At 62.2% G+C, this 21,127-nt stretch carries 23 protein-coding genes; 8 read left to right on the top strand and 15 right to left on the bottom strand.

The window, feature by feature from the left end; all coding sequences use genetic code 11:
• Positions 1-14 precede the first annotated feature (14 nt).
• From AB9K35_RS15595 to AB9K35_RS15580, 4 genes are all read right to left on the bottom strand, one after another.
• Positions 15-227 (bottom strand): hypothetical protein, encoded by a 213-nt coding sequence (locus tag AB9K35_RS15595; RefSeq protein ID WP_222453794.1) that lies wholly within the window; start codon positions 225-227, stop codon positions 15-17.
• Positions 228-301: 74 nt separating this feature from the next.
• A complete protein-coding gene (locus tag AB9K35_RS15590; protein WP_369927429.1) occupies positions 302-2,083 on the bottom strand; it encodes an acyl-CoA dehydrogenase C-terminal domain-containing protein in 1,782 nt (593 codons plus the stop codon).
• Positions 2,084-2,132: 49 nt separating this feature from the next.
• Positions 2,133-2,534, bottom strand: a complete 402-nt coding sequence (locus AB9K35_RS15585) for a MerR family DNA-binding transcriptional regulator (protein WP_222453792.1) — start codon at positions 2,532-2,534, stop codon at positions 2,133-2,135.
• 331 nt (positions 2,535-2,865) lie between these two features.
• A complete protein-coding gene (locus AB9K35_RS15580) occupies positions 2,866-3,234 on the bottom strand; it encodes a MerR family DNA-binding transcriptional regulator (RefSeq protein ID WP_369927427.1) in 369 nt (122 codons plus the stop codon).
• A 124-nt stretch (positions 3,235-3,358) separates the two neighbouring features.
• On the opposite strand from AB9K35_RS15580, the gene AB9K35_RS15575 reads away from it, so the two are divergent.
• From AB9K35_RS15575 to AB9K35_RS15565, 3 genes are read left to right on the top strand one after another with little or no spacing between them, the layout of a single operon-like run.
• Positions 3,359-3,781 (top strand): PaaI family thioesterase, encoded by a 423-nt coding sequence (locus AB9K35_RS15575; protein WP_369927425.1) that lies wholly within the window; start codon positions 3,359-3,361, stop codon positions 3,779-3,781.
• Positions 3,778-4,296 (top strand): PaaI family thioesterase, encoded by a 519-nt coding sequence (locus AB9K35_RS15570; RefSeq protein ID WP_369927423.1) that lies wholly within the window; start codon positions 3,778-3,780, stop codon positions 4,294-4,296. Before AB9K35_RS15575 ends, AB9K35_RS15570 begins: the two co-directional genes overlap by 4 nt.
• Before the next feature lie 7 nt (positions 4,297-4,303).
• Positions 4,304-5,623, top strand: a complete 1,320-nt coding sequence (locus AB9K35_RS15565; protein WP_369927421.1) for an MATE family efflux transporter — start codon at positions 4,304-4,306, stop codon at positions 5,621-5,623.
• A gap of 62 nt (positions 5,624-5,685) precedes the next feature.
• Here AB9K35_RS15565 and arsC read toward each other — a convergent pair whose 3' ends face one another.
• The 3 genes from arsC to AB9K35_RS15550 are packed head-to-tail and all read right to left on the bottom strand — an operon-like array spanning position 5,686 to position 7,417.
• The gene (gene arsC / locus AB9K35_RS15560; protein ID WP_369927419.1) at positions 5,686-6,027 is read right to left on the bottom strand and encodes an arsenate reductase (glutaredoxin); all 342 of its coding nucleotides are present in this window, start codon (positions 6,025-6,027) and stop codon (positions 5,686-5,688) included.
• Positions 6,024-7,082 carry a quinone-dependent dihydroorotate dehydrogenase gene (locus AB9K35_RS15555; RefSeq protein ID WP_369927417.1) on the bottom strand — a complete coding sequence of 353 codons (1,059 nt, stop codon included), beginning with the start codon at positions 7,080-7,082 and terminating at the stop codon, positions 6,024-6,026. The genes arsC and AB9K35_RS15555 overlap by 4 nt, the downstream gene beginning before the upstream one ends.
• Positions 7,079-7,417 carry a DUF952 domain-containing protein gene (locus AB9K35_RS15550; RefSeq protein ID WP_369927415.1) on the bottom strand — a complete coding sequence of 113 codons (339 nt, stop codon included), beginning with the start codon at positions 7,415-7,417 and terminating at the stop codon, positions 7,079-7,081. Before AB9K35_RS15550 ends, AB9K35_RS15555 begins: the two co-directional genes overlap by 4 nt.
• A 197-nt stretch (positions 7,418-7,614) precedes the next feature.
• Between AB9K35_RS15550 and AB9K35_RS15545 the strand changes: the two genes are divergently transcribed.
• From AB9K35_RS15545 to AB9K35_RS15535, 3 genes are all read left to right on the top strand, one after another.
• Positions 7,615-9,195 (top strand): bifunctional UDP-sugar hydrolase/5'-nucleotidase, encoded by a 1,581-nt coding sequence (locus tag AB9K35_RS15545; protein WP_369927413.1) that lies wholly within the window; start codon positions 7,615-7,617, stop codon positions 9,193-9,195.
• Between the two features lie 163 nt (positions 9,196-9,358).
• Positions 9,359-9,667 (top strand): DUF1992 domain-containing protein, encoded by a 309-nt coding sequence (locus tag AB9K35_RS15540; protein WP_369927411.1) that lies wholly within the window; start codon positions 9,359-9,361, stop codon positions 9,665-9,667.
• Between the two features lie 58 nt (positions 9,668-9,725).
• Positions 9,726-10,418, top strand: a complete 693-nt coding sequence (locus tag AB9K35_RS15535) for an SOS response-associated peptidase (RefSeq protein WP_369927409.1) — start codon at positions 9,726-9,728, stop codon at positions 10,416-10,418.
• 24 nt (positions 10,419-10,442) lie between these two features.
• On the opposite strand, the gene AB9K35_RS15530 is transcribed toward AB9K35_RS15535, so the two are convergent.
• Positions 10,443-10,955, bottom strand: coding sequence for a MarR family transcriptional regulator (locus AB9K35_RS15530; protein ID WP_222453781.1), 513 nt, complete (start codon positions 10,953-10,955; stop codon positions 10,443-10,445).
• 162 nt (positions 10,956-11,117) lie between these two features.
• Here AB9K35_RS15530 and mnmH point away from each other — a divergent pair, with 162 nt between their 5' ends.
• Positions 11,118-12,170, top strand: coding sequence for a tRNA 2-selenouridine(34) synthase MnmH (gene mnmH, locus AB9K35_RS15525; protein WP_369927659.1), 1,053 nt, complete (start codon positions 11,118-11,120; stop codon positions 12,168-12,170).
• A 56-nt stretch (positions 12,171-12,226) separates the two neighbouring features.
• Here the strand turns inward: mnmH and selD are convergent, their stop codons facing one another.
• Genes selD through AB9K35_RS15490 form a run of 7 tightly spaced genes read right to left on the bottom strand, consistent with a single transcriptional unit; the run spans position 12,227 to position 20,349 of the window.
• On the bottom strand, positions 12,227-14,401 hold the full coding sequence (selD, locus tag AB9K35_RS15520) for a selenide, water dikinase SelD (protein WP_369927407.1): 2,175 nt from the start codon (positions 14,399-14,401) through the stop codon (positions 12,227-12,229).
• Positions 14,402-14,431: 30 nt separating this feature from the next.
• The gene (locus tag AB9K35_RS15515) at positions 14,432-14,830 is read right to left on the bottom strand and encodes a Na+/H+ antiporter subunit G (protein ID WP_222453778.1); all 399 of its coding nucleotides are present in this window, start codon (positions 14,828-14,830) and stop codon (positions 14,432-14,434) included.
• A gap of 9 nt (positions 14,831-14,839) precedes the next feature.
• On the bottom strand, positions 14,840-15,109 hold the full coding sequence (locus AB9K35_RS15510) for a K+/H+ antiporter subunit F (protein WP_222453777.1): 270 nt from the start codon (positions 15,107-15,109) through the stop codon (positions 14,840-14,842).
• Positions 15,106-15,603 carry a Na+/H+ antiporter subunit E gene (locus tag AB9K35_RS15505; protein WP_369927404.1) on the bottom strand — a complete coding sequence of 166 codons (498 nt, stop codon included), beginning with the start codon at positions 15,601-15,603 and terminating at the stop codon, positions 15,106-15,108. The genes AB9K35_RS15510 and AB9K35_RS15505 overlap by 4 nt, the downstream gene beginning before the upstream one ends.
• On the bottom strand, positions 15,600-17,132 hold the full coding sequence (locus AB9K35_RS15500; RefSeq protein WP_369927658.1) for a monovalent cation/H+ antiporter subunit D: 1,533 nt from the start codon (positions 17,130-17,132) through the stop codon (positions 15,600-15,602). Before AB9K35_RS15500 ends, AB9K35_RS15505 begins: the two co-directional genes overlap by 4 nt.
• Positions 17,132-17,485, bottom strand: a complete 354-nt coding sequence (locus AB9K35_RS15495; RefSeq protein ID WP_222453774.1) for a Na+/H+ antiporter subunit C — start codon at positions 17,483-17,485, stop codon at positions 17,132-17,134. Before AB9K35_RS15495 ends, AB9K35_RS15500 begins: the two co-directional genes overlap by 1 nt.
• A 2-nt stretch (positions 17,486-17,487) precedes the next feature.
• Positions 17,488-20,349 carry a monovalent cation/H+ antiporter subunit A gene (locus AB9K35_RS15490; RefSeq protein ID WP_369927402.1) on the bottom strand — a complete coding sequence of 954 codons (2,862 nt, stop codon included), beginning with the start codon at positions 20,347-20,349 and terminating at the stop codon, positions 17,488-17,490.
• A 292-nt stretch (positions 20,350-20,641) separates the two neighbouring features.
• On the opposite strand from AB9K35_RS15490, the gene AB9K35_RS15485 reads away from it, so the two are divergent.
• Entirely contained in the window at positions 20,642-21,118 is a 477-nt protein-coding gene (locus AB9K35_RS15485) for a rhodanese-like domain-containing protein (RefSeq protein WP_369927400.1), read from the top strand.
• Positions 21,119-21,127 lie beyond the last annotated feature (9 nt).

Raw genomic sequence — 21,127 nt, 5'->3', positions numbered from 1 at the left:
CCCCGCGATGGGGGTTACTTCTTGCGGCTTTCCAGCTCGGCATTGAACAGCCGCAACCGGTGGGTCAGGTTGTCATGGTTTGTAACGCTGTCGAAATTCTCAAACAGGAAGGACAGCGCCTCGCCCTCGTCCAGACCGGCTTCGTGCGCGAAGCTTTTCAGTCGCCGATACCCATCTTCCGTCATGGCGATGGGGAGGCGGCGGGTCAGGCGGAAGCGCTTGGGCATGGTTTGATCCTTAGCGTTTTGAGCGGCATCGGCGGCGCGGGCAGGGTGCGCCGCGCGGGCGCACCCCGGCTGTCTCAGAAGGCTTCTGCGTCCAGCGCCATCACAACATCGGCACCGCTTTCGATCCGGGCCAGGTGAAGCTTGGTCGCCGGCAGGCGTCGGGCCATGTAATACCGCCCGGTGGCCAGCTTTGTCTCATAGAACGCCGCGTCAGCGGCCCCAGCGTCAAGCTTTTCCTGCGCCGCCTTGCCCATGCGGGCCCACATCAGGCCAAGGCAGACATGCCCGAACAGGTGCATGAAGTCGTAAGACCCCGCCAGTGCCTGATTGGGATCCTTCATGCCGTTCTGCATGAAGAACATGCCCGCCGCCTGCAGGTCCTTGGAGGCTGCCTGCAGTGGTTTGATGAAGTCCTTGGTGTAGTCCTCGGAAATATCTTTGTTTTCCTGACAGAAGGTTTTGACCATGTCGAAGAAGGCAAGGACGTATTTGCCACCGTGCTGGCCCAGTTTGCGGCCCACCAGGTCCAGCGCCTGAACGCCGTTGGCGCCCTCGTAGATCATCGCGATGCGGGCGTCGCGGGTGTATTGCGACATGCCCCATTCCTCGATGTAGCCGTGGCCGCCATAGACCTGCTGCGCCTGCACCGTCATGTCGTAGCCCTGATCGGTCAGGAAGCCCTTGATCACCGGCGTCATCAGGGAGATCAGCCCGTCGGCATCCTTGTCGTTGGCGCGGTGCGCCTGGTCGATCAGGGTGGCGCCCCACAGAAGGAAGGCGCGCGCGCCCTCGGCAAAGCTCTTCTGATCCATCAGCGAGCGGCGGATGTCGGGATGCACGATCAGCGGATCGGCCGGGCCGTCCGGGTTCTTGGCGCCGGTCACGTCGCGGCCCTGCAGGCGGTCCTTGGCATATTCGACAGCGTTCTGGTAGGCGGCTTCGGCCTGCGCCAGTCCCTGCATGCCGACACCCAGACGGGCCTCGTTCATCATGGTGAACATGGCGCGCATGCCCTTGTGCTCCTCGCCAAGGAGGTAGCCGGTTGCCTCGTCATAGTTCATCACGCAGGTCGAATTGCCGTGGATGCCCATCTTTTCTTCGATCTTGCCGACCGACACGCCGTTGCGCGCGCCCAGCGTACCGTCCTCATTCACCAGGAATTTGGGCACGATGAACAGGCTGACACCCTTGATGCCCTCGGGGCCGCCGGGGATCTTGGCCAGCACCAGGTGCACGATGTTTTCGGCCATGTCGTGATCGCCTGCCGAGATAAAGATCTTCTGGCCGGAAATCTTGAAGCTGCCGTCCCCCTGCGGTTCTGCCTTGGTGCGCATCAGGCCCAGGTCGGTGCCGCAGTGCGGTTCGGTCAGGTTCATGGTGCCGGTCCACTCGCAGCTGACCATTTTGGGCAAATATGTTGCCTTCTGCTGATCGGTGCCATGCGCCAGAATGGCCGAGGCTGCGCCATGGGTCAGGCCCTGGTACATGGTGAACGCTTGGTTTGCGGCCGAGAAGAACTCGCCCACCGCGGTGCCGATCACATAGGGCATGTTCTGGCCGCCGAACTCTTCCGGCATGTCGATGCCGGGCCAGCCACCTTCCTTCACCTGCTCAAAGGCTTCGCGGAAGCCCTTGGGCGTGTGGACAACGCCGTTTTCCAGTCGACAGCCTTCGGTGTCGCCAACCACGTTCAGCGGATGCAGCACGCCGCTGGCGACCTTGCCGGCTTCCTCCAGCACCGCATTGGTGAAATCCGGTTCCAGTTCGGCATAGCCAGGGATGTCGCTTTGCGCGACTTTCAGTACGTCGTGCAGAATGAATTGAGCGTCTTTGGCTGGGGCAGTGTAGGAAGGCATTTTCGTCCTCGTCTTGAATTAAGTCTGATGCGGGGAAGGGGCAGGCTGGCTATTCCGCAGCCTTCTTGTCGGCCTTCATCGAGGCGATCATTCGTGCGCCCCAGGCCAGTTGCTCCTTCAAATCTTCAATCGCCTCGGTCAGCTCTTCACGCTGGCGCTCCATGTCGGCCAGGCGTTCCTGGGCAATCTCATAGGTGCGGCTCAGCTGGGTCAGCTGCTGGTCACCCACATGGTAGAGGTCCAGAAGCTGGCGGATCTCCTCCAGGCTGAAGCCGAACCGCTTTCCGCGCAGGATCAGCTTCAACCGGGCGCGGTCGCGCGACGTGAACAGCCGCTTTTGCCCCTCACGGATCGGGAACAAAAGCTCCTTGGCTTCATAGAAACGGAGCGTGCGGGGGGTCACGTCAAAGGCCTCGCACATTTCCCGGATGGTCATGGTTTTATCGGTCATTGTCGTCACTCTTACGGCTGGGTGCGTCTTCAGGCTGGGATCAGCGAAGGCGTCTTGCAAGAGAAACTTGACGTTGACGTAAGTTGTACGTTGCGTCACTCGAGGTCGCTTCGCGGCAATAGCAAAACGATCGTGAAATTACGCAACGTTCCGAGAGCGGGCGCGTGCGTCACATCGGCTGGACGGCAGGCAAACAGGGGTGTTTAGCCGCGAATCCGCGCGGCTAGGGCAGGTTGTACCTGAGCAGACAGATCTGCCGACCGGCGCGAGCCGGTCGGTTTTGAAAAAGACTATTGGAAAGGGGAAAGCCCTGGAGTTGGCTTGGCGCCGCCTATTTCAGCAGCGCCCTTGTCGCTTCGCGCAGGTCTGCCAATTCGGTGATGGCCTCGTCGATCTGCTCGCGTTGCTTCTTCAATTCGACCAGCTGCCGGTCCGCCATCTCGATAAAGGCTTGGTTCTGAACGTCATTGCCCTGTTCTTCGTAGATCAGCAGCCATTGGCGGATCTCCTCCAGGGGAAAGCCGAACTTGCGCCCGCGCATGATCAGCTTCATGCGTGCCCGTTCGCGAGGGCCGTAGAACCGGGCGCGGCCTTCGCGGTCCGGCTGCAAGAGTTCGATGTATTCGTAATAGCGCAGCGTTCGCGGTGTGACGTCGAACTCGGCGCACATTTCTTTGAATGACAGTCTGTTGTCGCTCATCCTGCTTCTCCCTTGCGGGGAACCTATGCACTTGCAGCAATCAGTGCAAGCGCCTGCTGCGCGCCCTTGCGCTTTGCCGGATGCGCGGCCAAAGATGGTGAAACGATTTTAGGGGAGCATAACCATGGCGGATCAGACCCGGCTCGCGCGGCAATTCATCGAAGCCATTCCCCATGCCCGGCAGTTGGGCATGACGCTGACGCAGATCGGCGACGGCACCGCCGAGATCCGCATGCCCTATGATGACAAGCTGATCGGCGATCCGGCCACCGGGGTCATTCACGGGGGCGCGGTCTCGGCGCTGATGGACACCTGCTGCGGTGCCGCGGTGATGAGCCATCCGGCAGCACCCGGCGGCACCGCGACGATCGATCTGCGCATTGACTACATGCGTCCGGCGACACCGGGCCATGCCATCACCACCCGTGCCACCTGTCATCACATCACCCGATCGGTTGCCTTCGTCCGCGCCGTCGCGATGGACGAGGACGAGAATCGTCCCGTGGCCACCGCCTCCGGTGCCTTTACCGTGGAGGACAAGTTTTGAGCCGCCCCCGTCCCGAACCGATCCAGGTTATCAAGCAGCGGCGCGACATGGCGCTCTCGGCGCTGGTCGACTCCGTGCCTTACATCCGGTTTCTGAACGTCACCTTCGATCGCCGCGGCGATGAGCTGACGGCGCAGTTGAACTATGATGACAAACTCATCGGCAACCCGTTCCTGCCGGCGATCCATGGTGGCGTGACTGCCGCCTTTCTTGAGATCACGGCCGTCATCACTCTGAACTGGTCGCACCTTTGGCCACGGATCGAATCCGGGGATCTGGACCCGGCAGAAATGGCGCTGGGGACCTTGCCGAGACAGCCGAAAACCATCGACTTCACGGTGGACTATCTGCGTTCTGGCCTGCCGCGGGATGCCTATGCGCGGGCGCGGGTCAATCGCTCGGGACGCCGGTATGCGTCGGTTCATGTTGAAGCCTGGCAGGATCACAAAGACAAGTTGTTTGCCCAAGCCACCGGTCACTTTCTGATGCCGCAGGATACGGACGCCGCCGGCTGAACCGCAGATGGCAGAGACGCAGGCCGAGATCACCCACAGCCGGGTGCTGAAAATCGCGCTGCCCATCGTGCTGTCCAATGTAACGGTGCCCATCCTTGGCGCGGTGGATACTGGCGTTGTTGGGCAAATGGGGGCTGCGGCACCAATTGGCGCGGTTGGGATCGGCGCGGTCGTGCTGTCCTCGATCTACTGGGTTTTCGGGTTCCTGAGGATGGGAACCACTGGGCTCGCCGCCCAGGCACGAGGGGCCGGGGACGATGCGGAAACGGGCGCATTGCTGATGCGCGGCCTGATGCTCGGCCTCGCCGCGGGGGTGGCCTTCATCCTGTGTCAGGTGGCAGTGTTCTGGGCGGCCTTTTCGCTCGCCCCGGCGAGCGATGACGTCGAAGCGCTGGCGCGTGGCTACCTCGAAATTCGGATCTGGGGCGCGCCCGCGACCATCGCGCTTTACGCCGTGACAGGCTGGCTGATCGCGGTGGAGCGCACCCGGGGTGTCTTTGTTTTGCAGGTCTGGATGAACGGGCTGAACATCCTGTTGGATCTGTGGTTCGTGTTGGGGCTGGGCTGGGGAGTCGAGGGGGTGGCCCTGGCCACTTTGATTGCCGAATGGAGCGGTCTGGCCCTCGGGCTCTACCTTTGCCGAGATGCCTTTGGCGGTAATCAATGGCGTGACTGGGGGCGCGTGTTCGACCGGGCGCGACTGCGACGGATGATGGAGGTGAACGCGGACATCATGTTGCGTTCGGTGTTGTTGACCGGATCCTTCACCACTTTCCTGTTCATCAGCTCCGGCGTGGGAGACGTGAACCTTGCGGCCAATCAGATCCTTTTGCAGTTCCTGTCGGTGACAGCATTCGGCCTGGATGGGTTCGCCTTTGCGGCTGAGGCGCTCGTGGGCTCCGCGGTGGGAGCCAAATGCCGCGCAGAGCTGCGCCGCGCCGCGATTGTTGCCGCGCAGTGGAGCCTTGGGGGTGCGGTGCTTCTGGGCCTTGGGTTCGCGGTGGCCGGACCCGCGGTCATTGATGTCATGACCACGGCCCCGGCGGTGCGCGAGGCCGGGCGGGCCTATTTGTTCTGGGTGGTCGTTGCCCCGGTGCTGAGTGTTGGAAGCTACATGTTCGATGGGATCTTTATCGGCGCCACCTGGACCCGAGAGATGCGCAATGCCATGATACAGTCGGTGGCGGCCTATGTCGTGGCTCTGGCCGTTCTGGTGCCGGTCTTCGGCAACCACGGGCTTTGGGCGGCGCTGATGGTCCTGAACCTGGCCCGGGGGATCACGCTGGGTCTACGCTACCCCAAGTTGGAGGCACGGGTCGCCGTGTGAGCAGACGTGGAGGCAGCCGGAACCCGGCTGCCGTGCACAGCGCCGTGCCTTGGCGGGCGCGGTCACAGAAGGGCTTCGAGTGCTTCAGTTGGGCGACCGATCACCGCCTTGGCACCTTTGATCGCAATCGGGCGTTCTATCAGGATCGGATGCTCCGCCATCGCTTGCAGCAGGGTGTCCTCGGGCGTATCCGTGTGCAGTCCCAGTTCCCTGAACACCGCTTCACCGCGGCGCATCATCTGCAGGGCAGGTACTCCAAGCGCCGATTGAACAGCCAAAAGCTCGTCCACGGATGGCGGTTCCTTCAGGTAGAGGCGAAGCGAGGTCTCGACACCCCGGTCCTCCAGCAGTTTCAGGCCAGCACGGGATTTCGAGCAACGGGGATTGTGCCAATAGGTGATCATAGCCAGTCTTTCCGTTTTGTTCCAACCGCTTGGGCGACGTTGTCAAAGCCGTCCCGTTCCAGCAGCCTGTCCAGCCCAGTGGCAATTTCGCCCGCCAATGACAGCCCGCCGTAGACCATCGCGGTATAGAACTGCACCGCCGATGCACCTGCGCAGATCTTGGCATAGGCCTGCTCAGCCGTGCTGATGCCGCCGACACCGATCAGCGGTACCTTGCCATCCAGCAATTCCGACAACTGCGCCAGAACCCGGGTGGACGCTTCGAACAACGGTGCGCCGGAAAGCCCGCCTGCCTCGGCCTTGTGGGGGCTGCGCAAACCGTCGCGGGACAAGGTGGTATTGGTGGCAATGACTGCGTCGATGCCGCTGTCCAGTGCGACGGCAGCAATGTCCTCGATCCCCGCGCGGTCGAGATCCGGCGCGATCTTGAGGAACACCGGCACCCGGCGGCTAAGACCATTGCGCGTGTCAATCACCCCGGCCAGCAGCGCCGACAGCGCTTCCCTGCCTTGCAGATCCCGCAGCTTTTCGGTGTTGGGCGAGGAAACATTGACCGTGGCAAAATCAAGATGCGCACCACAGTGGGCGAGAACACGGGCAAAATCCGCAGCGCGGTCTTCACTGTCCTTGTTGGCACCCAGGTTCAACCCGATCACCGCAACGCGTGGCCGTTGTGACAACCGGGCGCCAATCACCTCCATGCCTTCGTTGTTGAAGCCGAAGCGGTTGATCGCGGCGCGGTCCTCCGTCAGACGGAACAACCTTGGCTTGGGATTGCCGGGCTGTGGACGCGGGGTGGCGGCGCCGACTTCGATGAACCCAAACCCGGCTTTGGACAGGGGCGCCAATGCCTCGGCGTTCTTGTCAAACCCGGCGGCCAGTCCAACCGGATTGGGCAGGGAAATCCCGGCCAGGGAAGTCTGCAAACGCGACGAGGTCACCGGCCCCGGTGTGGGCGTCAGCCCCAGCTTGAGCGCCTTGATCGATGCACCATGGGCCGTTTCGGGATCCAGCCGATGCAGCGCGGAAAGCCCCAGCTTTTCAACCAGATTCACGCCATTTCCTCCGGAAATTGGTGGACGCCGTCAACCAGCGGCAGCGGTTTGCTCCAGATCACGTCCGACAGGCGGAGTTTGCGGTAGAGGTGAGGGAATTTTGCGCCGCCGCGGGAAACTTCCCATTTGAGGTCATCCGCCATTCCATCGGTGTCACAGGCCAGCAGTACCAGCCCCTCCGCACCGCTGAAATGCTTGGCGGCCGTTTCTGCCGCTTGGTCAGCAGTGGAAAAATGTACATATCCATCGCTCACGTCGATTGGCGCGCCTTGGGTCTCGCCGTCGGCTTGCAGGGCGGCCCATTCGTCCGCGCGGAAAATCTTGTAGATCAGCATGGGCGCGTGATGCCCTGCGAAGGGCGCTAAATCAAGGGGGAGCTGGCCTCATGCGGGCACGGATCGCGCGGTGCGCGAAGTGCGGGCAATGGCTCGGAACGTTCGGGCAAAAGTCGCTCAAGGCCGGTTTTCCCCTTTGACGGATTGCGGATTTGGGCGCACGATCACTCCAAAACATAACAACGGGAGTAAATTGTATGACTGGAAGATTTCTTACGTCGGTTGCAGTGCTTGCGCTGACTGCCGGTGCCGCCGCGGCGGAATTCAAGCTGACCATCCTGCACACCAACGACATTCACAGCCGGATCGAGTCGATCAACAAATATGACTCCACCTGCGGCGCGGAGGACGAGGCCGAGGGTAAGTGCTTTGGCGGCGTGGCGCGCATCATGACCAAGGTCACCGAGCGTCGAGCGGCGCTGGAGGGGCAGAACGTGCTGCTGCTGGATGCAGGTGATCCATTCCAGGGCTCGCTGTTCTACACCACTTACAAGGGGGCGGCAGAAGCCGAGTTCATGGAGGCGATCGGCTACGATGCGATGGCGGTCGGCAACCACGAATTCGACGACGGCCCGGCCGGGCTGGAGAAATTCGTCGATGCCGTTTCCTTCCCGGTCATTTCGGGCAACCTCGATCTCACCTCGGAACCGGCGCTGAAGGGCAAGGTTGGAAACCACGTTGTACTGGAGGTCGGGGGCGAGAAGATCGGCATCATCTCCGCGTTGGCCACTGACACGGTCGAGACGTCCTCACCGGGGCCGAATGTGGTGTTCCAGGATGAAATCGAAAGCCTGCAGGCCGATGTTGCAGCGCTAGAGGCCGAAGGCGTCAACAAGATCATCGCGCTGACCCATGTGGGTTTGCCGAAGGATCTGGAGATCGCGGAGAAGGTGGCAGGGATCGACGTGGTGGTTGGCGGCCATTCTCATACGCTGCTGTCCAACACCTCCGACAAGGCCGCCGGGCCGTATCCGACGATGGCTGGTGATGTTCCGGTCGTGCAGGCCTACGCCTATTCGAAGTATCTGGGCGAACTGACGGTGACCTTCGATGATGCCGGCAACGTGACCGCCGCCGAGGGAGAGCCGATCCTTTTGGACGCCTCGGTGACACCGGATGCCGACATCGCGGCGCGTGTCGCCGAAATGGGAGCGCCGATCGAGGAAATGAAGACCCGCGTGGTGGCCGAGACCACCGAGGCGGTCGAGGGATCACGCGAGGCCTGCCGGTCGGGTGAATGTGCGATGGGCAACCTGGTGGCTGACGCCATGCTGGCGCGCGTCAAGGATCAGGGCGTGACCATTGCTTTCCAGAACGGCGGTGGTTTGCGTGCCTCGATCGATCAGGGCGAGGTGACCATGGGCGAAGTGCTTTCGGTGCTGCCGTTCCAGAACACGCTGTCCACCTTCCAGGTCACTGGTCAGACTTTGATCGACGCATTGGAAAATGGCGTCAGCCAGATCGAGGATGGCGCTGGCCGTTTCCCGCAGGTGGCGGGTATGAAATTCGCCTTTGATGCGTCGAAAGAGGCCGGGGCACGGGTGTCCGACGTGATGGTCAAAGAGGGCGAATCCTGGACCGAGATCGACCCGGCCGAGACCTACAGCGTGGTCTCGAACAACTATGTTCGCAATGGTGGCGACGGCTACAAGATGTTCGCAGGCGACGACAAGAACGCCTATGACTTCGGCCCGGACCTTGCGGATGTGGTGGCGGAGTATCTCGCCGAGGTTGGCCCCTACAGCCCCTACACGGACGGGCGCATCGTCGCAAAATAAGCGTCTGGCTTTGCCCCGGTGTTGGCCCGACCAACGCCGGGGCGACTGCCCAAACCGGGTTCGGATCAATGCTCGCGAGATCGGGGGCGTCGCGGCGCGCAGGGGACCGAAGCTCTGCTGATGCGCCATTGCAGCGGCCTTTTGGCGTGACTATCATTCCGATATGGACCACCCGCTGATCGATCTGATAAACGCCCGCATCGAAGCCGCCGAGAAAGACGGGGCGTTCGACAATTTGCCGGGGGCGGGCAAGCCGCTGCCGACCTCGGACGATCCGGAAAATGAAATGCTGAACCGGCTGGTCCGTGAAAGTGGCGGTGTCCCGGAATTCATCAGCCTCTCCCGAGAGTTGCAGCGCCTGCGACAGGACTTGCGGGAGGCCGGAGACCGAAGCCGCCGTCAGGAGATTCTGAAAGAGATCTCCATGATGGATGCGCGGTTGGAATTGGCACGCAAGTCCTACGCCAAATAGCGTTGCGACAGGCGCAGGCCGTCTCAAACGGCGCAAACCGGCAAAGAGGGAGCCTGTGATGTGCGGACGATTTGCCATAACCACGCCCAGCGATGCGATGGCGCAGCTGTTTTCCGGGCAGCCCAGCAACGATCTGCCCAACGTTCCGAACTACAACGTGTGTCCAACCAACCCTGTGCATGTGGTGCAATGCGGGGAAAATGGGCGGCGGCTGGTTTCGATGCGCTGGGGCTTCCTGCCGCATTGGTATGGCAGCCCGAGCAACGGTCCTTTGCTGATCAACGCCCGCGCAGAGACCCTCGCGCAGAAGCCTGCCTTTGCCGAGGCCTGCCGTCAGCGCCGTTGCCTCGTTCCCGCCAGCGGCTTCTTTGAATGGACCAAGGCCGATGACGGCAGTCGCCAGCCCTGGTATTTTCAGCGTCGTGACGGGGGGATCCTGGCCTTCGGGGCGATCTGGCAGAGCTGGGGCGGCGAGACTGAGGCCATTCAGACCTGCGCTATCGTTACAACCGCTGCGAACGCACATGTCGCGGCAATTCACCACCGGATGCCGCTGGTGCTGGAACCGGATGTCTGGGCGAAATGGCTCGGCGAGGAAGGCCATGGCGCCGCCAGCCTGATGCAGCCCGCTGCGGAGGACATGCTGTGCTACCATCCGGTGGACCCGCAGGTGAATTCAAACCGGGCAGAAGGGGAGGCGTTGATCGAGCCCTTCCACGCCGCAGACACCCCGCCGGGGCGGTTGCTATGAAACCGATACTGGTTTGTCAGAACGCTAGGTCAGGTCGCCGGACTGGTTCTCGGGCAGGTCGCGCTGCGGCGCACGGCTGAGTTCATTCGCGGCAAGCGTCGCCTTTTGCAAAAGGCTGATGAACTGCTCGCGCTCTTCCGCGTTCAACCCGGACAGGAAGCGTGTCTGCGCCGCCTTTACGATTGGCAGAACCCGGTCCAGCAAGGCGATGCCAGCGTCGGTGAGCCGCACTTCGCGGGCCCGTCTGTCCACTGAGGAAATCTGACGGGCCACAAGCCCCTTGTCGACCAGCCTGTCCACGACCTTGCCCAGTGTTGCCCGGTCGTAGGCGACCAGACCAGCCACCGTGGCCTGGTCGATCCCCGGATGGCGGCGAATCGCGGCCATTGCGGAGAACTGCACTGGCGTCAGGTCGATGTCTTCCTCGGCCATGCGGTCCATGAACTGGGCAACGGAAATCTGGTGCAGGCGCCGGATCAGATGGCCGGGCAGAGCGTGAATATCCAGGGGGTCAGTGTCCAGTGCGTCGGTGTCCATCGCGGCATTTTCCCGATTACGGCCCGCGGATGCGTCCGCGGCGCAGTGGTTTTCGTGATTTCTCCTGCCATAGCCCCCGTCGCGCGCAGGGTGCAAGGTTTATTGCCACGAAGCGATCAATTGCCGCTTCCCCCACGCGGGATCGCGGATTACACCGGTGGCATGGCGCTGACTTTCACATCATTGCAAGACTTTTACGCCCATGGGTTCGATACGGTGATCGACGTGCGCAGCCCTGCCGAACACGCCGAGGACCATGTCCCGGGTGCCATCAACCTTCCCGTGCTGAACAACGAGGAGCGCGCGCGGGTCGGCACCATTTACGTTCAGGACAGCCCGTTCAAGGCGCGCAAACTTGGCGCGGCACTGGTGTTTCGCAACGCCGCTGACCACATCGAGCGCAGCCTCAGCCACCACGAAGGCGGTTGGAAGCCATTGGTCTACTGTTGGCGTGGCGGGCAGCGGTCGGGTTCGTTTACCTGGATGCTGCAGCAGATTGGTTGGCGGGCAGAGGTCGTGGCCGGAGGCTATCAAAGCTATCGTCGGCTGGTGCATCAGGCGATGTATGAAACCGAGCTGCCCCATCGACTGGTTCTGTTGGAGGGGTACACCGGCTCGGCCAAGACAGAAATCCTGAAGCGCGCGGGCGCGCTTGGCGTGCAGGTTCTGGATCTTGAAGGGCTTGCCAATCACCGAGGGTCACTGTTGGGCGAGCGGTCCACACCGCAGCCATCGCAGAAAGCTTTTGAATCGGCCGTGGCCTGGGCGTTGATGCAGCTGGATCCCAAACGGCCGGTCCTGGTCGAGGCGGAGTCCAACAAGATTGGCCAACGCATCCTCCCGCCGACCCTTTGGGAGGCCATGAAGAAGTCCCCCCGGGTGGAAATTCATGCGCCAGTGGCGGCGCGCAGCAGCTATCTGGTCCGCGCCTATGACGACATCTTGTCGGATGCGGACCGCCTGCGCGAAAAACTGGCGCCCCTGCGTGCGCATCGATCCGGGGCCGTGGTGGATGGCTGGTTCAAATGCATTTCGGCCGGGGACCGTGCCGGTTTGACCCAAGCGCTGATGGTCGAGCATTACGACCCGGCCTACCGCAAGTCGCGGGCGGCGATCGGGGCAAAGGTGCTGGCGCGCTTTGACACGGACAGGTTGGACGATACGGGGTTGGACGAGACCGCGCGGAAAGTGGCGGAGCTTCTGGCGGCGCAGTGAGGCGCCTCTCGGCTGATCTCTCCTTCCAGTCTCAAGAATATTCTGGACCGTTGCGATCAGGGATGTCCCTCGCTCAAGGTGATCGCGCCGGCAACAGAATTGGTCCGGCCGATGATTGCCGCCGGGTATCCCGCGTCCTGCAACTGTCTGAGAAGCGCCGGGGCGTCGGATGCGGGCACGGCTGCCAGCAAACCGCCGGCAGTTTGCGGGTCGAACAGCAGCTCTTTCCAGCCGCGCGTCACCAGTTCGGGGGTGGCCCCTTGATTTGCGCCGAAAAGAGAAGAGCGGATCCCGGCTTCGGCCAAAGTCTTGGCTCCCTGCATCAGGGGAACCTGGTCGGTGAACACCTCTGCACCAACAGATGAGGCCTCGCAGATGCCTAGAAGATGGCCTATCAGGCCAAAGCCCGTCACATCGGTCATTGCATGGCACGCAGGTCTCAAGATCTGAGAGGCGATGTCTTGCGATTGGCACATCTGCTGCCACGCGCTGGCCACCCAGGCGCCATTTGCCTTGCCGGCCATCTCGGCCGCCATCAGCACCCCGGAGCCGATCGGCTTGGTCAGGATCAGGGCGTCACCGGGGCGGCTGCCTGCGAGCGTGATGGGCGCTTTGGGGCAGAGACCGGTCACGGTGAAACCGATCGTCAACTCATCCCCGATCGAGGTATGACCGCCAACAATCGCGGCACCTGCCGTGGTAAAGACGTCGCTGGCGACCGCCATGATTTCAGCCAGGCTGCGGGTCTGAAGCTCTGGGGACATGCGGGGGAGGATGACGTTCACAGTCGCCGCTTGCGGTTCGGCGCCCATGGCCCAAATGTCTCCCAGTGCATGCACCGCCGAGATCCGGGTCATCATCGCAGGGTCAGTGCAGAAGCTGCGAAGATGATCTGTCGATATCACTTGTCGGGCCCCGCCCGTAGTCAACAGTGCTGCGTCATCACCGGGCAAGGGGGTTATGTCCTCCCGTTCCGCGGTCTTGATGCCGCCCAGGGCCGACCACAGTGCACCGCGACCAACCTTGGCGCCGCACCCTCCGCACAATGGCTTGTCTCCCAAGGCTTCCGCCATGCCAACAGTATGCTCGGCAGGCAGTTCCGGCGGCTCCATGGCTGGCAGCTCGCGGAATTGTTCCATGAAGTTCTGGTCGATCCGGTTCTTCCATCGCCACATCAATGGACCGCTGAAGCTGCGGCCGAAGCGCTCGGCCAAGGCCTGACGTTCCCCCAGAGAGACGAGTTTCAAGTAGTCCTTTTGCGGATGATATGCGCGCAGCGGGTCGCCCGTCAGGCTGGCCCGCAAGTTGTGAAATAGGACGGGGGCCTGGCGCACGGCGTACACCCCGGCCTTGGGGCGAGGTGCGTGATCCATGTGGGCACAATCGCCGACTGCAAACAGATTGGCAGCCGAACTTTGCAACGTCGGGCCAACGCGGATGAACCCGTCTTGCAGGTCCAGTCCGCTGTTCTCCAGCCAGCCGTAGGGCAGAGCACCCGCGGCCCCGGTGGTGAAGTCCGACAGGATCTCGCGGCCGTCCTGCAACCGGATGTGATCTTTCTCGATCCGCGCGACCGAGGCGTATTCCTCCAACCGGACGCCCAAAGCGCTCATGGCGCGCCGCAGGGTCTGCCGAGCTTGATCATTGACCGTCGCCAGCGCCTTGTCGCTGTCGATCAACGTCGCCTGCGCAAGTCGCCCGCGGGATTTCAAGGCATGCGCCATCGCCAGGACAAGCTCCGTCCCAGCGATGCCGCCACCGATCACGGCGACATGTGCGGGACCGCTCTCTTCACGGAACGTTTGCCAACGGGCGGCAAAATCATCCAGGGGTTTCGCCGGGGTCGCATGGTCGGCAAAGCCCGGCAGGTCGGGCATGTTTGAGGTGATCCCGATGTCGATGGAAGCGACGTCATAGGCAATTGGCGCGCGTCCCCGCACATGCACTCGTTGCTGCACCGTGTCGATATGCTCCGCTGCGCCCAATATGAGGCGGGCACCTGCAAATCGTGCGAGTCGGACGAGATCTATGTCCAGCTCCTCGCGGTGATAATGACCTGCGACGAACCCGGGCAGCATTCCCGAGTAGGGTGCGCAAGGCCCGGGGTCGATCAGGGTCAGCCGGGCCCCGGGCAAGGGCTTCATCGCCCATTTGCGCAGCACCAGTGCATGGCTATGGCCGCCGCCGATCAGCACCAGGTCTCGGGTCAGGGGCAGAGGAGGGGCGTGCATGGTGGGCTCAGTCTTTCTGTGCTGCGGGCCTCAGAGATCTGCGGGATCTGCTGCGGCGTTGCGGCGTTCCTCGTCTTCGGGGGTGTCATGGGTAGCCCAATGATCGTCTTCCCCGGCGGCGGGCATGGTTTCGCGGGTCTCCTGCCGGTGGATATGGACCTTTGCGATGAAATGAGCGGTGATCGGCGCGGTCAGAAACAAAAACAGCGTGATCATCAGCTCATGCATCGAGAAATATTCGCCAAAGGCCGCCGCGTTCAGCATTGACGCCAACAGCACACCGCCCACACCCAGAGTGGTGGCCTTTGTGGGAGCGTGCAGACGGGACATCGGGTCGTCGAGCTTGAGCAGCCCGAAAGAGCCGACGATGCCGAAAATGCCAGCGATCACCAGAAAGGCTGAAACCAGAAATTCAAACAGGCTGTCCATGTCCGCCCCTCACTCGATGATGTTTCCGCGCAGGATAAAGCGCGCATAAGCAACTGTGGACACGAAGCCGAGCATCGCGATGATCATGGCGGCCTCGAAGAAAATCGCGCTCCCCAGGGCCAGACCATAAAGCACCATCAGGGCGATCGCGTTGATGAACATGGTATCCAGCGCCAGAATGCGGTCGGCGACATCGGGCGCCGTGACGATCTTCCAGAGGTTCATCAATAGCGCCAGCGCGAAACAGCCAAAGGCGAAATAGGTGGCAATTCCGATCATTCGAAGATCTCCCTCAGGCGGCGTTCGTAGCGCTCCTTGATTTCGTCACGCACCGCTTCCGGATTGGGCGCATCAAGGCAGTGGACAAGCAGCGTGTGGCCCTCGTCCGAGACATCTGCGGACAGTGTCCCGGGGGTCATGGTGATGGTTCCCGCAAGGGCGGTGATCGCTTCGGGCGTTTTCAGGTCCAGCGGGATGGTGATCCAGTTAGGGCGGCGTTCGGCGTTGGGTTTGAACAGGACGATGCGGGCAACGATGATATTGGCCTGCACGATGTCCGCCAGAACCACCAGAACATATTCAATCACCTTCAAAGGGCGGCTCAGCCGCGGGCGGTTCGGCCAATAGGCCTGGGTCAGAAAGGGGATCAGAATCCCCAGTCCCAAGCCGAACAAGAGTGAATTCAGCGACCAGCCGTTGACCAGCAAAAGCCACGTTACGGTCAGCAGCAGGGTGAGCAGCGGGTGCGGAAACAGGCGGCGAAACAAGGTCATTCGGCCTCCGTGCCAAGTACGGTTTCGATATAGGCCGTCGGCGTGAAGAGTTGCGCAGCTGTGGCCTCGGCATAGCGGGTTGCCGGTCCGGCAAAGACTGTCAGGACCACCAGCCCGAACAGAAGGCCGAAGCAGGCAACGAAGGGCAGCTGGGCAACAGGTGCGGCCACAGCGGGCACTTCCCCAGGTTCATCCGCGGTTTCCTGCGGCAAGCCGTGCCCCTTCCAGAACAGTTGCGAGCCGGCGCGCGCCATCCCCAGGATGGTGATGAGCGAGCCCACCAGGATCACGCCCCAGATCCAGGTCGCCATCGTGTCGTTTCGGGTGGCGTCCAGCACCAGAAGCTTGCCTAGGAAACCCGACAGCGGCGGCATGCCTGCCAGCGCGATGGCCGCGGCAAAGAACAGCGCCGAGATCAATCCGGTTTGCGGCATCGGCAGCTGTGGCAGGATCCAGCGTCCCTGGCGCTCGATGACCAGATCCGCGACCAGGAACAGCAGTGCCGCCGCCAGGGTAGAATGGACCAGATAATAGAGCGCGGCAGCCGTGGCAGCAGGGGTGAACAGCGAGATCGCAATCAGCAATGTCCCCATGGAGGAGATCGCGCCGAACGCCGCAAGGCGCCCCAGCTTGCGCGAGCCCAGCACACCGATCGCGCCGGTGAGAAGGGTCAGCAGCGCCGCGGGCAAGAGCCAGTTTTGCGTCAGCCCATTGGTCGCTTCAACTTCTGGACCGAACACCAGCGTGTAGATCCGCAGGATCGAATAGGCACCGACCTTTGTCATGATGGCAAAAAGTGCGGCGACCGGCATCGGCGCGTTGGCATAGGCGGAGGGCAACCAGAAGTGCAACGGCAGCAGGGCCGCCTTGATCGCGAAGACCAGCAACAGGAGCACTGCGGCGACGCGCAGCAAGGCGGTTTCCTCGGCAGGGATCTGGGCGACCTTTATCGCGAGGTCGGCCATATTCAGCGTGCCCGTCACGGCATAGAGCGTGCCAAGCGCAAACAGGAACAGTGTGGACCCAAGGAGGTTGAATACAACGTATTGAACGCCTGCCTGAAAGCGGCGGGTGCCCCCGGAGTGGATCATCAGGCCGTAAGACGCGATGAGGAGGACTTCGAAAAATACGAAAAGGTTGAAGGCGTCGCCGGTCAGGAAGGCGCCCATGATGCCCATCAGCTGAAATTGGAACAGCGCGTGGAAGTTGCTGCCGCGGGTGTCCCAGCCGGACCCGATTGCGTAGAGCAGAACTGGCAATGCCAGCAGGGCGGTCAGCACGATCATCATGCCGGACAGACGATCCAAGACCAGCACGATACCAAACGGGGCAGGCCAGTCACCCAGCTCGTAGACGTAAACGCTGCCGTCGGCGGCCTTCGCCGCCAGTGTCACCGAGATCGCGGCCAGCAAAACGGCGCTGGCGACCGAGAAAATTCGCTGCAGGTCGATGTGGTGGCGCACCGCCATGATGATGAAGGGCGCCACCAGGGCCGGCAGCACAACCGGGGCAATCAGCAAGTGGTCCATCATGCGTCGCCTCCGGAACCCTCGGGTTCTGCGTTGAGGGCGGTACGATCATCGCGCGACGACAGATAGGCGCCAAGCGCAATCATCACCACCACCGCGGTCATGCCGAAGGAGATTACGATCGCGGTCAGCACCAGCGCCTGCGGCAAGGGATCCGTGTACAGAACCTCCTCGTATTTGTTGAGGATCGGTGGCGCGCCGGACATCAGGCGTCCTGAGGCGAACAGAAACACGTTGACTGCATAGGTCAGCAGCGACAGGCCCAGGATCACCGGGAAACTGCGGCGACGCAGGATCAGATAGATACCGGCCGCGGTCAGGATGCCCACGGCCGAGGCGACGAGAAGTTCCATTGTTATCCCTCCGTCCCGGTCTTGGCCGCTTCGTCGCGTGCCGGGTTGATGTCCATTGCATGTTCGGAGCTGATGCCGGGTTGCCAGGCAAAGCGCGACAGGCTTTCAAGAGCCAACAGCACCGCCCCGACCACGGCGAGGAAGACGCCAAGATCGAACAGCGCCGCGGTGGCCCATTCAAATTCCTCCAGCGGTTCCCAGTGGATGTATCCAAAGGCGCTGGTCAGGAAGGGCATGCCGTTGAACCAGGCGCCCATGCCGGTGGCGGCGGCAATCAAGACGCCTGACCCGATGATCGCATGATACGGGTAGCGCTGCCGCTCGGTTGCCCAGCCAAAGCCGGAGGCCATGTACTGCATGATGATCGCAATGGCGGCGATGAGACCAGCGATGAAACCACCGCCTGGCAGGTTGTGCCCACGGAAGAAGATGTAGGCCGCCACCATCAGCGCCAGCGGCATCATCACCCGTGTTGCCACGACCATCATCAGCGGGTGCGCATCGCCAGCCTGCGGCAGATCGGGTTTGCGGTTGAGGAGATAGGCGCGCACCCGGCTGTTCAGCACGGCCTCGGTGAGGGCAAAGATCACCATCGCGGCGATGCCAAGAACGATGATTTCACCGAACGTGTCATAGCCGCGGAAATCCACAAGGATCACGTTGACCACATTGGTGCCGCCACCGCCCTTGTAAGAATTGGCCAGGTGGTAGTCCGAGATCGTCGGGAAGGCGAAATCGCGCATCATCAGGGCGTAGATCAGACCGCCTGCGCCCAGACCGGCGACCACCGAGATCGCTCCATCCCGCAGACGGGTGGGCAACGGCGTCTCGACCGGGGTTTCCTTGGGCATGAAATTCAGCGCCAGAAGCATCAGGATGATGGTAACCACTTCGACCGAGATCTGTGTCAGGGCCAGATCCGGTGCCGAGAGATAGTTGAACGCCATCGAGACGACGAGACCGACGACACCGATCAACACCAAGGCAACCAGGCGGTTGCGGTGCTTTGCAACGATGAAAAGCGTGGACACGACGAGAGCGAACCACCCGACAACGGGCAGCAGCCCGGCCGTCTGCATCTCACGCGTGGCCGCACCCAGCGTACCGCCCCGGTAGGCGGCATAGCCGATGATCACCGTGAAGGTCACCATGATCGCCGCGTATCGCGTCAGCGCGCCATTGTGCAGCCCGTCCGTCACCACCCGCGCCGTGCGGGTCAGGGCATGGACCAGGGCTTCGAAGATCTGCTTGGCTTCGGGGCGCGGCAGTGCAGTCCAGATCCGTGTGAGTTGAGCGTGCAGCGCGAGGAACACCACACCACCGATGACGGCGACAATCGACATGTAGAGCGCCGGTGTCAGCCCGTGCCACAGCTTGAGCGAGTAATAAGGCAGTTCGCCGCCGCCGATCACGGCACCGGCAGCCGTTGCCACCAGCGGCCCGGCGATCTTGGCCGAGGCGAGGCCGATCAACACCACCAAGGTGACCAGGAAAGCTGGCCCGATCCACATGCCGGTGTTCGGGTCATGTGGGTGCCCGGGATAGTCGTCGCGCTTGGGGCCAAGGAACACATGGGCGATGAAGCGGAACGAATAGGCGGCAGAAAACAGCGCCGCCACGGTGACGAGAACCGGCACCAGCAGAGCGGAGCCGTACCAGCTGGTATGAGCCGCTTCTTCCAGCATCATTTCCTTTGACAGAAAGCCATTGAGCGGCGGAATCCCTGCCATCGACAATGCCGCCACCGTACCGATGGCAAAGGTGACAGGCATCAGGTGTCGCAGCCCACCCAGACGTTTGATGTCGCGGGTTCCGGCTTCGTGATCGACGATACCGGCGGTCATGAACAGGGCCGCTTTGAACGTTGCGTGGTTGATGATGTGGAACACGGCCACCACCGCCGCAATCTTGGTCCCGAAGCCCAACAGCATGGTGATCAGGCCCAGGTGGCTGACGGTGGAAAAGGCCAAAAGCGCTTTGAGGTCGTCCTTGAACAGCGCAATCACGGCGCCCACCAGCATGGTCACCAATCCGGTGGTTGCGACGATGTAGAACCACTCCGGCGTGCCGGCCAGAACCGGCCACAGCCGCGCCATCAGGAACAGACCGGCCTTCACCATCGTTGCCGAGTGCAGGTAGGCGGAAACCGGTGTCGGCGCCGCCATCGCATGTGGCAGCCAGAAATGGAACGGGAACTGCGCGGATTTGGTGAAACAGCCCAGCAGGATCAGGATCAGTGCCGGCATGTACAGCGGCGAGGCTTGAATGGCGTCCTTGTTTTGCAGGATCACGCTGAGATCGTAGGAGCCGACGATGTGCCCAAGCATCAGCATGCCTGCGATCATCGCCAGGCCGCCGGAGCCGGTCACGGCGAGCGCCATTCGCGCGCCCTGGCGCCCTTCGGGGAGATGTTTCCAATAGCCGATAAGGAGGAAGGAACTCAGCGAGGTCAGCTCCCAGAAAACAAGCAAAAGCAATATGTTGTCGGACAGAACTATGCCTACCATCGCGCCCTGAAACAGCAGCAGGTAGCAAAAGAACTGTCCCATCGGGTCTTCGCGCGAAAGGTAAAAACGGGCGTAGAGGATGATCAAAAGCCCGATGCCTAGGATCATCGCGGCAAACAGGAAGCCGAGGCCATCCAGAAAGAAATTGGCGTTCAGACCCAATGCCGGCAGCCAGTCTATGCTGGCTTGCACGGTTTCGCCGCGGAAGACTGCGGGGATGTGCAGCATCAGCCCGACAAAGGCCAAAAGAGTGGTGAAACCTGCGGCAGAGGCCGCAGCGTTACGTCCAGCGCGGATCAATAGCGCTGGGAAAACGGCTCCGAGAAAGGGCAGGGCCGCAATCAGGAAAAGGGACACGTGCAGGTCTCCTGTCGGTTTTCGCGCGTCTTGTTTTTGGTCAGTGCTAAGCGATTTTCGCGCTCAGAACCACCCTTGCTGCTCATGCTGCGGTCGGAATGCCGCAGGCCATCGTGCAAGCCGGACGCTTGTCATCGGCATAATTGGGGTGCGTTGGCGCAATAACAAGAACTTGACCGCCCGAAAATGCCTGTTTTTGGTGATTGGCCGGGGTGTGGCGGCTACTACTTGGGAGGGGGGGGCGTGGCGGGACATCCGCAAACGTCCGTCCGGGGCAGCAATGGAGAGAGACATGAACACGAGAGGTGATGATGGCACCGGCTGGTCGCGGCGTCGGGTGCTCGTGCTCGGCCTTGCAACTGTCGTGGCCGGTGCGGGCTATGCGCTTTGGCAGCGCCCGAACTCTGCTGAACAGCCCAAGCTTGGCGCGGCGCAGGCGTTTTCGGCAACGCAGGCTGGTGCCCTTACCCTGGTCGATATCCGGACGCCAAAGGAATGGCGGGCCACGGGCGTTCCTCTGGATAGCCACCAGATCGACATGCGGCGTGCTGATTTTGAGCCGCAGCTGCTTGCCGCCTTGGGCGGAGACAAACATGCGCCGGTGGCGCTGATTTGTGCGCGCGGAGTGCGCTCCGCCCGACAGGCGCGGCTCCTCGCGGATATGGGGTTCAGCAACGTGGTCGATGTCGCCGAAGGCATGCTGGGCTCGGCAGAGGGGCCAGGGTGGATTGCGCGCAAACTTCCCGTGGCGCGTTGGCCTGCAGAATAGCTACAGGAC

Source organism: Leisingera sp. XS_AS12 (assembly GCF_041224635.1).
GTDB lineage: Bacteria > Pseudomonadota > Alphaproteobacteria > Rhodobacterales > Rhodobacteraceae > Leisingera.
This window is presented reverse-complemented; position numbering and strand designations above follow the sequence as displayed.

Excerpts from the sequence above, each read along its gene's own strand:
- AB9K35_RS15580 (WP_369927427.1), bottom strand. The coding sequence starts at position 3,234 with ATGAGCGACAACAGACTGTCATTCAAAGAAATGTGCGCCGAGTTCGAC.
- selD (WP_369927407.1), bottom strand. The coding sequence starts at position 14,401 with ATGCACGCCCCTCCTCTGCCCCTGACCCGAGACCTGGTGCTGATCGGC.
- AB9K35_RS15595 (WP_222453794.1), bottom strand. The coding sequence starts at position 227 with ATGCCCAAGCGCTTCCGCCTGACCCGCCGCCTCCCCATCGCCATGACG.
- mnmH (WP_369927659.1), top strand. The coding sequence starts at position 11,118 with ATGGCGCTGACTTTCACATCATTGCAAGACTTTTACGCCCATGGGTTC.
- AB9K35_RS15485 (WP_369927400.1), top strand. The coding sequence starts at position 20,642 with ATGAACACGAGAGGTGATGATGGCACCGGCTGGTCGCGGCGTCGGGTG.
- AB9K35_RS15505 (WP_369927404.1), bottom strand. The coding sequence starts at position 15,603 with ATGACCTTGTTTCGCCGCCTGTTTCCGCACCCGCTGCTCACCCTGCTG.
- AB9K35_RS15500 (WP_369927658.1), bottom strand. The coding sequence starts at position 17,132 with ATGGACCACTTGCTGATTGCCCCGGTTGTGCTGCCGGCCCTGGTGGCG.
- arsC (WP_369927419.1), bottom strand. The coding sequence starts at position 6,027 with ATGATCACCTATTGGCACAATCCCCGTTGCTCGAAATCCCGTGCTGGC.
- AB9K35_RS15565 (WP_369927421.1), top strand. The coding sequence starts at position 4,304 with ATGGCAGAGACGCAGGCCGAGATCACCCACAGCCGGGTGCTGAAAATC.
- AB9K35_RS15540 (WP_369927411.1), top strand. The coding sequence starts at position 9,359 with ATGGACCACCCGCTGATCGATCTGATAAACGCCCGCATCGAAGCCGCC.
- AB9K35_RS15495 (WP_222453774.1), bottom strand. The coding sequence starts at position 17,485 with ATGGAACTTCTCGTCGCCTCGGCCGTGGGCATCCTGACCGCGGCCGGT.
- AB9K35_RS15510 (WP_222453777.1), bottom strand. The coding sequence starts at position 15,109 with ATGATCGGAATTGCCACCTATTTCGCCTTTGGCTGTTTCGCGCTGGCG.
- AB9K35_RS15545 (WP_369927413.1), top strand. The coding sequence starts at position 7,615 with ATGACTGGAAGATTTCTTACGTCGGTTGCAGTGCTTGCGCTGACTGCC.
- AB9K35_RS15515 (WP_222453778.1), bottom strand. The coding sequence starts at position 14,830 with ATGGACAGCCTGTTTGAATTTCTGGTTTCAGCCTTTCTGGTGATCGCT.
- AB9K35_RS15530 (WP_222453781.1), bottom strand. The coding sequence starts at position 10,955 with ATGGACACCGACGCACTGGACACTGACCCCCTGGATATTCACGCTCTG.
- AB9K35_RS15550 (WP_369927415.1), bottom strand. The coding sequence starts at position 7,417 with ATGCTGATCTACAAGATTTTCCGCGCGGACGAATGGGCCGCCCTGCAA.
- AB9K35_RS15575 (WP_369927425.1), top strand. The coding sequence starts at position 3,359 with ATGGCGGATCAGACCCGGCTCGCGCGGCAATTCATCGAAGCCATTCCC.
- AB9K35_RS15590 (WP_369927429.1), bottom strand. The coding sequence starts at position 2,083 with ATGCCTTCCTACACTGCCCCAGCCAAAGACGCTCAATTCATTCTGCAC.
- AB9K35_RS15585 (WP_222453792.1), bottom strand. The coding sequence starts at position 2,534 with ATGACCGATAAAACCATGACCATCCGGGAAATGTGCGAGGCCTTTGAC.
- AB9K35_RS15535 (WP_369927409.1), top strand. The coding sequence starts at position 9,726 with ATGTGCGGACGATTTGCCATAACCACGCCCAGCGATGCGATGGCGCAG.